The following is a 14,225-nucleotide window of genomic DNA, read 5'->3' on the forward strand; positions in this document are numbered from 1 at the left end:
GATGACGATCCAACGAATTGTAAAAATGGAATTCTTCAAATTTTTCCATGAAAAAGTATATATGTTAGTTTTTGGGATTATTGCGGTGCTCAATATTATTTTTACCTTGGTATTGGCAAACGCACAATCACTACCAGCTGAGTTATATGGCAATAAAACTTTTGGTTCATTTATGATTATTAGTATCATGTTGTTGATAGCCGCCAATTTCATCTTATTATATTGGTATCCGTTCCACGTTTTATCGGTCGATTATAATAATGATGTTTTGGCCTTGATGATGGCTTCTGGGATTAAACGGAAACATTTATTCTACGCCAAATTAATTGTAACGATTTGCTTATCAATGTTAGCCGCAGTTGTCCTTTTATTAATACCAGGAACATTGCTAGTCGTTGAATTGAATAAGAATATTGGGATGCTGCAACTCGTCTTCTCGTCATTCATGAATAATTTCTCTTGGTATTATTTGATTGATCTTATTCTAGCCTATATCACAACGGTGACATTGATGTTGTTGGCCTGCACTTGGATGCGAGGGGCAAAAAAAGCCATTTTGGTTTTCATCGGTCTTACTTGGGTTTATCGGATCATAACGTCATTTGCATTGCTTGTAATTCCAACGATTGATGTAAACGAAATGGGCCATTATCTAGCGATTTACGGCATTCAAATCATCGCGATGATTCTCTTTGGATATATCACACAAAGAATTATGGCTAAGCAAAATTTATAGAAGAACCCATATTATAGGAAGTAATTAGTGTGCTAAAGCGTTCTAGGATAACCTGGAACGCTTTTTTTGTGACTAATGTTTGATTGATTAATGCATAAGGGTTGAAATTTTCATGAAAAAAGGTTAAACTAGTTCAGTTATCGTGGATATTGAATGTAATTGATTATACATCAAAATTAAGTAAGGAGTTTTACAGATGAAGATGATTCAAAATGAATTTAAGTTCATTGCCAAGAATAAAATCATCATGATTTCGTTAATCGCAATCATGTTTATTCCGTTCTTGTACAGTGTCTTTTTCCTGAAATCTGTCTGGGATCCTTACGGTAGTACTGGTGAATTACCAGTCGCTGTCGTAAATAATGATCAACCAGCAACTTATAACGGTGAAACGTTGAGTGCTGGTAAAGACATGGTTAAGGAATTAAAGAAGAACGACCAATTAGGTTGGCGTTTCGTTTCGGCCAAGAAGGCTAAACAAGGTTTGAAGGACAAAGAATACTATACAGTCGTTACTTTACCTAAGAACTTTTCAGCAAACGCCGCAACAGTTTTGGATAAGAATCCTAAAAAGATGCAAATCCAATATGAAACAAACGATTCATTGAACTTCATCGGTGAAGTTATCAGTGAAATGGGTGCCAAGGAATTGAACGCCCAAGTACGTGAAACAGTAACAAAGGCTTATGCTCAAGTTATGTTCAAACAAGTTAAAACAGCTGGTAAAGGCTTCAGCACAGCCGCTTCAGGGGCTAAGAAGTTAACAAAGGGTTCAGTCACACTTTCAGATGGCTTGAACACTTATACAGCTGGTGTTGATAAGGTCAACGATGGCGTCATGACAATGAAAACTAGCGTGACACCTTTATCAGACGGTATTCAAAAATTAGCAGCCGGTTCAGGGGCCTTAAACACAGGTCTACAAACATTGAACAGCAAAACAGGCGCATTAGCCTCAGGTGCTAGCCAATTGGACAGCGGTGCTAACCAATTGAACACAGGTCTACAAACATTGAACAGTAAGACAGGCGCATTAGCTTCAGGCGCAAGCCAATTGAACGACGGTGCTGGTCAATTAAATACAGGCTTACAAACGTTAAATAGTAAGACAGGCGCATTGGCTTCAGGTGCTAAAGATTTAAATGACGGTGCTGGTCAATTAAGCAATGGTGTGAAAGATTACACTACTGGTACTAGCGTACTTAGTTCTGGTTTGAAAGATATTACTGATAATAATCAAAAATTAAATGCAGGTGTATCGACACTTGCTGAATCAACAGAACAATTACCCGCTGGTGTGGCAGGAGTCTATGTCTTGAATTCTGTTGTCAGTCAAAATCTTGGCCAAGTTGATTCACAATTGAAAGCACAAGCTGATAGTATGAAACAGTTTACTGCTATGCCTACACAAATGGCATCAGTTAATAACGACTCTAAACAGTTAGCTACACTTTTAGAAGAGTTAAAACCAAGTATGGCCTTATTAGTACAGCTAAACGCTGTCTATAAGGAAAATGCTAGCCAGCTAGCGCAACTTGGACAACTTGGGACACAACTCAAAGGCTTTGAAACAACGTTAACCAATTCTGCAACAACTATTGGACAAAATTCCGGTGCAACTTTAGCTGATGTTAAAGTGATTAGCGCTGAAGCATCTAAATTGAGTCCGGAAGCTCAAAAGGCTTTAGGAGACATTCAAGCTAAATCAATGTCGAATCTTTCATCTGTTAAGGATATTCAAACTGCAAGCAGTCAATTGAATATTGATCAATTAACAGGAATGGTCGATAAATTGACACCATTATTAGGTCAAATGGGTAATTTAGATAATTCAATTACACAGTTGACAACGATGAGTCAAAAAGCCGATGCATTACTTAAAAAGAGTGATCAATTAACTAATGCTGATATGCAAAAACAAATTACAGGTTTACTAGGCCAAATGTCTGAATTGTCAGATGGTATAGCACAATTAAATACAGCAGCATCTCAATCTACAGCAATTGCAAAACAATTAAATGTTGGCGTTAATGGTCAAGGAAATACACCAGTCATTGATGGGATTGCTATTTCAAAAGAAAAAGATCCTGCTAAACAACAAGCTTTAATTCAAGGTAAAGTTACTACAATTGCAAAGAATTCAGTAATGACACCTCAAATTAATCAATTGGCTACTGGTATTAAAAATTATACAGCTGGCGTTTCAAGTGCTAAATCAGGTGCTGATAAGATAACGGCTAATAATAGTAAGTTAGTTTCTGGTAGTTCACAACTAGCTGCTGGTACAAAACAACTAAACGGTCAAGTGCCACAATTGACAAGCGGTGTTAGTCAATTAGCAACAGGTTCAAAAGCCTTATATGCTGGTACAACACAATTAAATGGTCAAGTGCCACAATTGACAAGCGGTGTTGGTCAATTAGCTGCTGGTTCAAAACAATTAGCAACTGGTACTGGTCAATTGAATAGCCAAGTCCCACAATTAACAAGTGGTGTTAGTCAATTGGCAACAGGTTCTGAAACATTGAACGGTGGTCTTGGTCAATTAAACGCTAAGATCCCAACGTTAACGAGTGGTGTTGGTCAATTAGCCGATGGTACAAGTCAATTAGCTGCTAACTCAGCTAAGTTAAACGACGGTGCTGGTCAGTTAACTGATGGTAACAAGACATTAGCAACTGCCCTTAAGGGTGGTGCAAAACAAGTTAACGATATCCAATTAACGAATAAGACAGCGGACATGTTCGCTGCACCTGCTGAATTGAAACACTCAAACTATAGCTATGTGCCTAACTACGGTCATGCTTTAGCACCATACGTGCTTTCATTAGCCTTATTCGTTGGGGCAATTGTCTTCAACTTTGCTTTCCCAATTCGGAAAGTTTCAATGACTGGTCAATCAGCAACAGCTTGGTACTTAAGTAAGATTTCTGTCGGCGCATTAGTTGCTGTCGGCATGGCAATCATCGAACCTGGGTTAATGATGATCGCAGGGTTAAATGTTGATCACCCTGCCCAATTCTTCTTAGTATCAATTATGTTCTCATTGACGTCGATGGCGATCATCATGTTCCTATCAATGACGTTCGACAATCCTGGTCGTTTCTTGGCCATGGTTCTCTTGATGCTCCAATTAGGTGGTTCAGGTGGGACATTCCCAATGGAAATTACAAACCACTTCTACAATGTGATCCATCCATTCTTACCAATGACTTACTCAATCCTAGGCTTCAGACAAGCAATTACATCTGGTTTAGGTAACGGTCAAGTGCTACAAACAGTCTTCACGTTACTACTATTTATGGTAGTCGCATTGATCCTATTGTGGTTCGGTATGAATCATTTACAAAAAATCGGTAATGGTGGTCGTTCAGTATTAGATGACAACCAAAAATTACAAGATCTTGAAAAATAAAACACTATAAAAAAGAAGCCCTTATCACATTGATAAGGGCTTCTTTTTGTATGATGATTAGCAGTTTTTAACATCCAAGTAAGTATAACCGCGGCGGTCGTAGCGGTTACGACTCCGGGAATACTCAATTGGTTGACCGCTATCGAGATAGACAACCTGTTCGACTTCTAAAACAGGATCAGTTGGCGCACAGTCAAGATATTCTTGGTCATATTTATCAGCTTTGTCAGCCTGGATATTCCGGAAAGCACCGGCAAATGTCAGATGACGTTCTTTTTTCAAGTAACTATAGATTGAACCTTCTAGAATCTCATCTGTTAAACCGGGTGCGAGATTAACCGGCATATAGGTGTGTTCAAGGACGCTATTGACGCCATCAACAATGCGTAAACGAATAATTTCGTAAACAGGTTGTTGCGCGCTCAGGGTAAGGCGTTCCTTAACTTCTGGTGATGGAAAAGTGACCTTGAAAGTAATGACTTTGCTGGTGAGTGTTTGATTAGCATCAGCTAAGTCAAAGGACATTCCCCGATATTGATCGGCTGGTGCAGTGGTTTTGTTCCAAAAAGAATGGTCCAGTACTTTGGTGCCAGCGCCACGACGGGCGAAGACGAGCCCTTCCATAGTGAGGATCGTAATGGCCTTTTTAACCGTCATGCGACTAGCATCGAATTCTTCGACAAGCTCAACTTGGTTAGGCAACAACGAATTAGCAGGATAGATTCCTTGCTTAATCCGCTGGCGAAGTGTGTCGGCGATCTCTTCATATTTTGGCAAAAGTAATACCCCGCTTTCTATAGTCTAGTTTAGAGTAAAAAGCGTTGTAAAACAATCATTAGTTTGCAAGTGTAACATGTTACTAGTCTAAGTAGTACCAAGGACCGCGAGTAGTGGGCAAGCATAAAAAAAGTGGGTTATGACAAACGTAAATTTGCCACAGCCCACTTAAAAATTTATTAGCTATCTTGACGTGTTGCCGCAATATCGAGTTCGCGAATATTGACTGATTGTGGCATGTCGTAGATGAATTTAACAGATTTAGCAACGTGTACTGGATCTAAGGTAATTCCACCCATACTATCTTTCCATGCTTGATAGTCTGTTAAGGCACCTTGATCAGTGACATGGGTTAGTAATTCTGTTTCAGCAGCACCTGGTGCGACCATTGAAATCCGGACATTTTTACCTGAAACTTCTTCCCGGATTGTTTCACTTAAACCGTGCACACCGAATTTAGAAGCAACATAAGCAGCATGGTTCACGAAAGTTTTGCGGCCAGCCAATGAAGACATATTGATGATTGTGCCGTGTTGGCGTTCAACCATAGCAGGTAATACGATTTGCGTGCCGTTTAAAACGCCCATGACGTTCGTGTCGAGCATTGTTTGCCATTCCTTGGCATCTTGGTTCAAGACGTTACCTAATAACATGACACCGGCATTGTTGACAAGTAAGTCGGTGGGGCCAAATTTTGCTTCAGCCTTTTGAATGGCAGCTTTAAATTGCGCTTGATCAGTGACATCGACTGATTCGATTAAGACGTTTTCGAAGTTTAAGGGTAATGCTTCAATTTTAGCAGTCCGTCTACCGAGGAGTAATTCTGGGTAGCCAGCGGCATTAAAAATTTTAGCGATTTCGGCACCAAAGCCTGAGCTAGCGCCTGTAATAACGATTAATGGTTTATTCATAGTGGTCAAAACCTGCTTTCTATATTATGCTATAGAAAAAGCATACCACCTGGAGTTAGCTCCAGGTCAAGGAGAAATAATGACAACTTATTTAATCGGTGAGATTGCAACTAAAATGGGCGTTTCGGTTGATACGCTCCGCTATTATGACAAGGAAGGCTTATTGCCGTTTGCTAAACGAAATGCGGCTGGCCGTCGGATTTTTACGGATGACGATTTAGGTTATGTCGAAGTGATCGATTGCTTGAAAAAATCGGCGATTCCAATTAAAGAAATTGGCCAGTTTATTGACTGGTGTATGGTGGGCGATGAAACGTTACCTGACCGTTACGATTTTATGGTTGAACACGAACGTCAGTTGGAAGCCAAAATTAAGGCGTTAGAAACGAACTTAGCTTTCTTACGGTGGAAGAAGTGGTATTACCATCAAGCCAGAGAGGCAGGCACAGAAGCGATTCATTTCATCCCAGGCACAACGCAGGTTGATCCTAAGAAACATGAGGAATATGAACGAACGCTAAAATAATTAAGTTTATTAATAAGCGCAGATCTAGTTATTAAAATAATGAACACTACTATCGTGCAATGTATTTTCTTTAGCAAATTTTAGAGGAGAATACATTGTTTTTTTATGGAAAACTTTGGTGAAGTAATTGGCTGACTGAAAGCCACACTTTTGCGCAACTGTCTTGACGGTTAATTCGGGATGCTCGATGAGTAGACGCATTGCTTTTTTTATACGTAAATCAATTAGGTATTGCTTTGGTGATTGTTGGTAGTAATATTTAAAGACTTTAATGAGTGTGTATTTTGATTTATTAAAAATATCAGCCGCATCTTCTAATGAAATGTCCTGATCGTAGTGGATATCTAGCCACTGACGGTAATGGATTAACCATTCTGGATATTTATCTTGAGCCGATTGGTGAGTATGTTGACTAATTCGTAAGAGATCAAAGAAAAATTGCGCTGATCGACTTGTATTTTCGAAATAATCACTAAACGTATTTTGGAGACCTATTTGATTTAACGCTAGACAATTTTTAACGAATACGGGATGTTCCTTAAAGTTCAGTATGGGCGTATCTTGTGTCATTTGGTGCCATTGATCAATAAAATGTGGTGAGAATTCCAAGTAGATAAATTGCCAATTTATACTATCTGGCGCTAATGAATAAATCTGGTTACCAGGAATTGTCGCTAAAAAGGCGTCACCGGGTTTTAGGGTGTAATGACTATCGCCAATTTGTAAATGACCTTGTCCTTTAATTGTATATTGAAAAAGGCAATAGTTCCCAGTTCTTTGGCGACAGTCCCAATAATAATTTGCAGTGACAGTTTCATTTCCGCCACCGATTAAATGAAAGTACTGTGTGTGATCATAGTGCAGCTGAAAAGAATGATTAAGCCCCAATTTATTACCCTCCCATTAAATTTGTTACTCTTGTTGTGGATTAGTATTCATTTTATTATAGAATAAATAAGTGGAAATAGGATGTGATAAAATGATTAGTTTTGATGAAAAAAAGTCAATATTTTACCTAGATAATGGGCGTATCAGTATGGTCTTAGCAATCGTTCAACAAAAATATGTAATTCATCGCTATTTTGGTGCTCATATTCGTCAGTATCATGAAAGTAACACTATCCGGTTTACGGACCGTGGATTAGCTGTTAATCCATCGACGGATCGAACGGTTTCGTTAGGTGAGTTACCATTGATTTGTCCAACACGAGATACGGGTGATTATCGAATCCCTGCTTTAACAATTCAACAAGCTAGTCACAATACCCACCTTGACCTAGAATATCGTGATTACCAAATAATTACTGGGAAGCCCAAGTTAAGTGACTTGCCGGCAACTTATGTTGTTAGTGACGATGATGCACAAACACTCCGGATTAATTTGGAGGATTTGAAAGCCGGTGTGCGGGTAGCAATGTATTATACAATCTTTAAGGATTTAGATATTATCGCAACGCATCAAGAAGTGACGAATGTTGGACAACAAGCAATTACAATTCAGAATTGTCAAAGCTTATCAATCGATTTTACACCTCAAAAGCTATCCTGGTTATCATTGTACGGGGCGCATATTAATGAAGCTAATCGCAATCAACATCCTATTTATCCAGGCATTCAAAAAATAGAAAGTGTTCGTGGGGCAAGTAGTCCGCAACACCAACCTTTTTTTGCACTTTTATCACCTAAAACAACAGAATATACTGGTGTGGTTTATGGATTTCATTTGGTCTATAGTGGTAATTTCATGGGACAAGTCGAGCAAGATCAATACGGTAATATTCGCGCACAGCTAGGCTTGAATACAGATACATTTGATTGGCGCTTAGCACCGAATGAAACATTTGTGGCACCAGAAGCTATCATGAATTATAGTACGGCTGGTTTAAACGGAATGAGTCAGAATTTTCATCAATTATATCAGGATCATTTAGTACCGCGACGTTTTAGCCACCAGGAACGGCCAATTTTAATTAATACTTGGGAAGCAATGTATTTTGCGATTGACGCTGCTAAATGTGAAGCATTGGCGCAAGAAGCGACTGATGTTGGTATCGAACTATTTGTTTTGGATGATGGGTGGTTTGTTGGGCGTAATGATGATACGACATCTTTGGGAGACTGGTCGGTTGATCAGACTAAATTACCACATGGAATTGGACAGTTAGCGGATACGATTAAGCAACATGGCTTGTCATTTGGTCTGTGGTTTGAACCTGAGATGATTTCACGGAAAAGTAATCTATATCGTCAGCATCCAGATTGGTGTTTACATGTTCCAAATTACGAACCAATGGAAGGTAGAAATCAATTAGTGTTAGATTTAACACGCCCAGCGGTTCAAGATTATCTAATACAAATGCTGAGACAACATCTTAGTACTGGAAAAATAGATTATATTAAATGGGATATGAATCGACATATGTCAGATGTTTATAGTACGGCAGTCGATGATAGTCAACAAGGTGAGGTTTGGCACCGATATATTTTAGGCTTATATCATGTGTTAGAAGTGATTACGAATGAGTTCCCAACAGTATTATTTGAAGGTTGTTCAAGCGGAGGTGGACGGTTTGATCCGGGCATGCTATATTACATGCCACAGACCTGGACGAGTGATAATACAGATGCACCAAGCAGAGTTGTTATCCAAGATGGCTATAGCCTACTATACCCACCAATTACGATGGCTGCACATGTGAGTGCAGTTCCTAATCATCAAGTAGGTAGAACAACAGATATACAGACGAGGTTTGATATTGCGAGGTTTGGGAACCTAGGTTATGAACTTGATTTAACGCAATTAAGTGCTGATGAGAAACAACAGATTAAACAACAAACCAAAATTGCAAAAAAAGAACGGCAATTAACTCAATTTGGTCGGTTCTATCGCTTAGTTGTTACAGATGATAACTACACTGCTTGGTTGATCATCAATGAAAATCGTAGTGAATTTAATGTGTTGATTTACAGTGAACTAGCACAAGCAGCACCGCATTATCCGGTATTTAAATTAAATTATTTAGATCCTAATAAGGTATATCAGTCTGATTCAGGTGAACAATATGGTGGGGATGAGTTAATGAATGTTGGATTAACGTTACCTCGAAATAAGACCGATTTTCATACAGTTGTTTATCATTTTAAGTCTTGTTAGTAAATAAAAAAGAGGCAGTTGGGATAAAATAATTTTATCCCAACTGCTTTTTTTAAATTGAATTAGATTGTAATAATTTTACGGGCAGTGTATAGCGCATCTCTAATGGAGCACTAGGATCCTCAATACGTAGAGTAATTAGTTCGGCTAACAGCGAGGCAATCTCGTCAATCGGTTGAATAATTGTTGTTAGTTGTGGGAAGTATTTCTGAATTAACTCAGTACCATCGTAGCCAATTAGTTTAAGATCTTGAGGAATCTTAATATTTTGATTTTGGGCTTCATTCATTACGGAAATAGCAGTTAAATCATCAGTACAAAAAAGACCATCTAAGTGTTCTTCACGTAGAATACGCGCAATTTCAATTTTTTTAAGACTATTCGAAGTGGTACTTTTAATTTGGAAGACAAAAGGATCTAAGCCATTTTTTTGTAGTGCATCTAAATAGCCATTAAGTCGTAAAAGTGTCGGTGAATTAGTTTCGTTACTGCCAGTAATAATACCAATCCGTTTAGCGCCGAGGTTAATCAAGGTATTGGTGGCGATTTGACCACCGGCAAAGTTATCACTGGAAATAATGGGAATGTGTGTACTCAATAGTCGATCAAATGAAATAACGGGTGCACTCATTTTTTCATATTCTTGTAGTTCGGTATTATGACCTCCTGCAATAATACCGTCTACTTGATTTGCGGCTAACATACCAAGATATGCTTTTTCTTTTTCAGGCTCACGATTACTATCACAAAGAATACTCTTGTAGCCTTTATCAAAAAGTTTCTTTTCGAGGCGCTCAATTAATTCTCCAAAAAACGGATTACTAACAGAGGGAAAAATAAGCCCTATCATTTGGGCTTTCTTTCCTTGTAACGATCTTGCTAAATTATTCGGTTGATAATTTAATTCGGCCATGGCGGCATGAACCTTATCAATTGTTTTTTGGCTGAGATAACCATAGTTGTTAATGACTCTAGAAACTGTTGTCGGACTGACCTTTGCCAATTTGGCAACATCCGTTAGTTTTGTAGGCACGTTTTTTCCCCCTAAAGCTAGTCATATCAGTTGTTATTTACTTTAGATAAAGGCCAAAGTTGTGCTTTTTGTGGTATTTCTGCCCAGATTATATTTTGATTTTCCGTGGGGAATAGGCGACTACTCATGACTTTGGCACCATGGTTGATATAAAGTTCAACGACTGATTGATCTGCGAATAAGTTAATATGAATAGGATGATGGGGTTGAACATTAGTTGTTCTGATTTGACCATATTGTTGGCCAAATGAAACCCCAGCGTTAGAACGATCCATTGTAATTTTACCATTTGTTGTATCGATAGTAAGTACTAAACCATTTGATTTTGAGGGATTGCTAAAGACATGGAGTGTTTGACTAGTGTTTGCCGGCACTTCGAGTTCTAATTCATAAGCGTTAGTTGTAGGTATTATGCTTTGTTTACTGAGTGATAGGATTTGTTTTGTTTGGCGGAGCGCTTTTGTTTCTTCGACGGGGTATTGATAAAGTTGATTATCATGGAGTGTTAATTCTTTAACTAGGCTTAGGCAATGAGCCCAACCGTCTTTATCAGTTGGATATTCAATTTCAGGTAAACCTAACCAACTTACTGCCAGTGCACGACCATCTGGAGCATTAAAAGCTTGTGTGGCATAACAGTCAAAGCCGTCATCAAGATTAGTAAGCTCAGAAGGCTGCGTAATGGTGGTTGTATTGAGTTCGAATGAATGACCAACCACATACATATTTGGATAGATGTTCTGGTAAGAAATAACTTCGGATGTTAAACCCTGTGGGCAAAAAATTAAAACCGGCTGATGATTAATAAAGATGAGGTTAGGACATTCAATCATGTAACCTAGTTTTTCACTTGTAAAAGTTAATTCGCCGAGTGGACGCCAATCATTAATGTTATTGTGATCCGCTTTAAAAACGGCAATCTTACCAATTTTATTGTTATCTTGAGCGCCAATTAGCGCCATGATTTGGTCTTGATACTTAAAAATCATTGGATCTCGGAAATGATCGGTATAGTGGCGTGGTTGTTTGATTAGAGGCTCAGATATTTTGCTGATAGTACCTGCTTGACTGAGCCATGCACCGTTTTGAAAAGGTGTTCGCTCCCAGTCACTATTTCTGACGTTACCGGTATAAAAAAGGAAGAGTCTATCGTTAATTGGTAATGCACTACCAGAATACGCGCCGTGACTATCGAAATTTCCGTCAGGTAATAAAGGAGTTGCTTTGCGCCAATTAATAAGATCATCTGAAATAAGATGGTGCCAGGATTTTAGACCGTGAACTGGTCCCATAGGATAATTTTGATAAAATAAGTGCCATTGGTGATTGAAATAAGAGAAACCGTTGGGATCATTTAATAAACCTGTATCTGGCTGAATATGGTAATTAAGACGATAGGGTGAATTTTGGACACGATTCAACAATTGTTGTTGATAATCGATGGACCAATCTGAGTAAGGTTGATAGCGTAGTTGACGTGTCCAGTTTGTAATTAATGGCATAATAAACTCCTTTGTGACATGTTATTCAATAAATATAATATAAATGTAAACGTTTGACATGTCAAACGTATGTCATTCTTTTAAATCCTTATAAATAAGTATAGTCTAGATGTTTTTTTATAAAATATGATAATCGTTTGACATAAAATGTAAACGGTTGTATTATCGTATTTGAAAAGCGTTTACAAAAATACGTAAAACAATAATGTTAAAAGGAGTGTTCGGCATGAATCATAAGGAAGTAGCGAAACGAATAGCTCAGGCAATTGGAAAAGATAATGTGGTTGCGGCTGCTCATTGTGCGACTAGGTTACGATTAGTTGTGAAGGACGTGAAAGTAATAGACCAAGCAGCATTAGATAATGATCCAGATCTAAAGGGTACGTTTAACGCGAATGGCCAATATCAAATTATTGTTGGTCCAGGGGATGTTAATACAGTTTATGACGAATTTATTAAGATTGTAAATATTAAAGAAGCTTCTAAAGAAGAATTAAAAAATATTGCGGCTGATAATAAAGACAATATTATTATGAAGTTCATTAAGGTTTTAAGCGATATCTTTGTGCCATTAATACCAGCTTTAACTGCTGGCGGCCTATTAATGGCTATTAATAATGTTTTGACAGGTCAAGGCTTGTTTGGCGCACAATCAATTGTCCAGATGTTTCCACAGTGGAAAGGATTCGCTGAGATTGTCAATATGATGTCGTCAGCGCCATTTACCTTCCTACCAATTTTAATTGCATTTTCTGCAACTAAGCGATTTGGTGGAAATCCATATTTAGGTGCGGCAGCAGGAATGATGTTGGTTATGCCTAACCTAGTTAATGGTTATGGGGTTGCTGAAAGTATCGCTACAGGGCATATGACGTATTGGCATGTCTTTGGATTGAATATTGCGCAAGCTGGTTATCAAGGTCAAGTAATTCCGGTTATCGGAGTTGCCTTCATTCTTGCTAATTTAGAGAAATTCTTCCATAAACATTTAAATGATGCTGTTGATTTTACGTTTACACCAATGTTATCGATTATTATCACAGGATTTTTAACCTTTACATTAGTTGGTCCTGCATTGAGAATTGTTTCAAATGGTGTTACTGATAGTTTAGTTTGGGCTTATCAAACGTTAGGTGCAGTCGGTATGGGGATTTTTGGCCTGGGTTATTCAGCAATTGTCTTAACTGGCTTACATCAAAGCTTCCCGGCAATTGAAACGACACTTTTGGCAGATATTGCCAAAACTGGTGGATCGTTTATTTTTCCCGTTGCAGCGATGGCAAATATTGCTCAAGGGGCTGCAACTTTCGCTGTATTCTTCGTTACTAAGAATAAACAACAAAAGTCATTAACGACTTCTGCTGGGATTTCTGCGATGTTGGGAATTACTGAACCAGCATTATTTGGGGTTAATTTAAAATTGAAGTTTCCATTCTTTATTGGTTTAATTGCATCAGGAATCTCATCGTTTATTATTGGTTTATTACATGTTTTATCAGTATCAATGGGACCTGCAGGAATTATTGGGTTTATTGCGATTGCACCTAAGAGCATCCCTAGTTTTATGATGGGAGCTATTATTAGTTTCGTAATTGCCTTTGTGGGGACATACTTATACGGTAAAAAGGCAATGAAGACAACTGAAGAAGAAATAATCAATGAAGCACCAGCTACCCCAGAAGTAGTGGAGAGATTACAAGATGAAAAGATTAGTGCACCAGTTACCGGACGAATTGTTGACTTAGCATCAGTACCTGATCCAGTTTTTGCAAGTGAAGCAATGGGAAAAGGCATTGCGATTATGCCAACTTCTCAGGATGTACTTGCACCAGTTACCGGTGTGATAACAATTGCGGCTGATACTGGTCACGCATACGGGATAAAATCGGATGATGGTGCAGAAGTGCTAATTCATATTGGTTTAGATACAGTTAATTTAAATGGTATAGGTTTTGAAAAGATTGTCCAACAGGGACAACATGTTAGCGAAGGTGATTTATTAGGTCATTTTGATATTGATAAGATTAAACAAGCAGGGCTAACACCGCTAACAATGACTATTGTGACGAATACAGCGGGATATGCACAAGTTGATCCGCTTTTAACAGTCGACAAGGATGCTATGCAAGGCGAAGAAATTATTCAATTACACGCTAAAAAGGATTAAGGGG

General features: G+C 38.3%; 10 protein-coding genes. 5 read left to right on the forward strand and 5 right to left on the reverse strand.

What is annotated here, in order from left to right; genetic code table 11:
* Window position 1: 1 nt before the first annotated feature.
* Together LEUCM_RS03245 and LEUCM_RS03250 are read left to right on the forward strand one after the other, a co-directional pair.
* Entirely contained in the window at window positions 2-736 is a 735-nt protein-coding gene (locus tag LEUCM_RS03245) for an ABC transporter permease (RefSeq protein ID WP_025016185.1), read from the forward strand.
* Window positions 737-932: 196 nt separating this feature from the next.
* Window positions 933-4,151 (forward strand): YhgE/Pip domain-containing protein, encoded by a 3,219-nt coding sequence (locus LEUCM_RS03250; RefSeq protein WP_051524289.1) that lies wholly within the window; start codon window positions 933-935, stop codon window positions 4,149-4,151.
* Between the two features lie 57 nt (window positions 4,152-4,208).
* On the opposite strand, the gene LEUCM_RS03255 is transcribed toward LEUCM_RS03250, so the two are convergent.
* On the reverse strand, window positions 4,209-4,928 hold the full coding sequence (locus LEUCM_RS03255; protein ID WP_016265743.1) for a GntR family transcriptional regulator: 720 nt from the start codon (window positions 4,926-4,928) through the stop codon (window positions 4,209-4,211).
* A 179-nt stretch (window positions 4,929-5,107) separates the two neighbouring features.
* On the reverse strand, window positions 5,108-5,839 hold the full coding sequence (locus LEUCM_RS03260; RefSeq protein ID WP_016265742.1) for an SDR family oxidoreductase: 732 nt from the start codon (window positions 5,837-5,839) through the stop codon (window positions 5,108-5,110).
* Between the two features lie 79 nt (window positions 5,840-5,918).
* Between LEUCM_RS03260 and LEUCM_RS03265 the strand changes: the two genes are divergently transcribed.
* Window positions 5,919-6,365 carry a MerR family transcriptional regulator gene (locus LEUCM_RS03265; RefSeq protein WP_016265741.1) on the forward strand — a complete coding sequence of 149 codons (447 nt, stop codon included), beginning with the start codon at window positions 5,919-5,921 and terminating at the stop codon, window positions 6,363-6,365.
* Between the two features lie 24 nt (window positions 6,366-6,389).
* Here the strand turns inward: LEUCM_RS03265 and LEUCM_RS03270 are convergent, their stop codons facing one another.
* Window positions 6,390-7,253, reverse strand: coding sequence for a helix-turn-helix transcriptional regulator (locus LEUCM_RS03270; protein WP_016265740.1), 864 nt, complete (start codon window positions 7,251-7,253; stop codon window positions 6,390-6,392).
* Window positions 7,254-7,344: 91 nt separating this feature from the next.
* On the opposite strand from LEUCM_RS03270, the gene LEUCM_RS03275 reads away from it, so the two are divergent.
* Complete coding sequence (locus LEUCM_RS03275) at window positions 7,345-9,519, forward strand: alpha-galactosidase (protein WP_016265739.1); 2,175 nt, start codon at window positions 7,345-7,347, stop codon at window positions 9,517-9,519.
* 52 nt (window positions 9,520-9,571) lie between these two features.
* Here LEUCM_RS03275 and LEUCM_RS03280 read toward each other — a convergent pair whose 3' ends face one another.
* Together LEUCM_RS03280 and LEUCM_RS03285 are read right to left on the reverse strand one after the other, a co-directional pair.
* On the reverse strand, window positions 9,572-10,552 hold the full coding sequence (locus tag LEUCM_RS03280) for a LacI family DNA-binding transcriptional regulator (RefSeq protein ID WP_011375476.1): 981 nt from the start codon (window positions 10,550-10,552) through the stop codon (window positions 9,572-9,574).
* 26 nt (window positions 10,553-10,578) lie between these two features.
* Window positions 10,579-12,054: a sucrose-6-phosphate hydrolase gene (locus LEUCM_RS03285; protein ID WP_016265737.1), complete on the reverse strand. Its 1,476-nt coding sequence runs from the start codon at window positions 12,052-12,054 to the stop codon at window positions 10,579-10,581.
* A gap of 226 nt (window positions 12,055-12,280) precedes the next feature.
* Here LEUCM_RS03285 and LEUCM_RS03290 point away from each other — a divergent pair, with 226 nt between their 5' ends.
* Window positions 12,281-14,221 carry a sucrose-specific PTS transporter subunit IIBC gene (locus LEUCM_RS03290; protein ID WP_016265736.1) on the forward strand — a complete coding sequence of 647 codons (1,941 nt, stop codon included), beginning with the start codon at window positions 12,281-12,283 and terminating at the stop codon, window positions 14,219-14,221.
* The last annotated feature ends 4 nt before the right edge of the window (window positions 14,222-14,225 follow it).

The sequence above is a fragment of the Latilactobacillus sakei subsp. sakei DSM 20017 = JCM 1157 genome, from assembly GCF_002370355.1.
Classification (GTDB): Bacteria; Bacillota; Bacilli; order Lactobacillales; family Lactobacillaceae; genus Latilactobacillus; species Latilactobacillus sakei.

Bases quoted from the DNA above. Each gene is read 5' to 3' on its own strand.
- LEUCM_RS03245 (WP_025016185.1), top strand. From the start codon at position 2: ATGACGATCCAACGAATTGTAAAAATGGAATTCTTCAAATTTTTCCAT.
- LEUCM_RS03250 (WP_051524289.1), top strand. From the start codon at position 933: ATGAAGATGATTCAAAATGAATTTAAGTTCATTGCCAAGAATAAAATC.
- LEUCM_RS03260 (WP_016265742.1), bottom strand. From the start codon at position 5,839: ATGAATAAACCATTAATCGTTATTACAGGCGCTAGCTCAGGCTTTGGT.
- LEUCM_RS03265 (WP_016265741.1), top strand. From the start codon at position 5,919: ATGACAACTTATTTAATCGGTGAGATTGCAACTAAAATGGGCGTTTCG.
- LEUCM_RS03275 (WP_016265739.1), top strand. From the start codon at position 7,345: ATGATTAGTTTTGATGAAAAAAAGTCAATATTTTACCTAGATAATGGG.
- LEUCM_RS03285 (WP_016265737.1), bottom strand. From the start codon at position 12,054: ATGCCATTAATTACAAACTGGACACGTCAACTACGCTATCAACCTTAC.
- LEUCM_RS03290 (WP_016265736.1), top strand. From the start codon at position 12,281: ATGAATCATAAGGAAGTAGCGAAACGAATAGCTCAGGCAATTGGAAAA.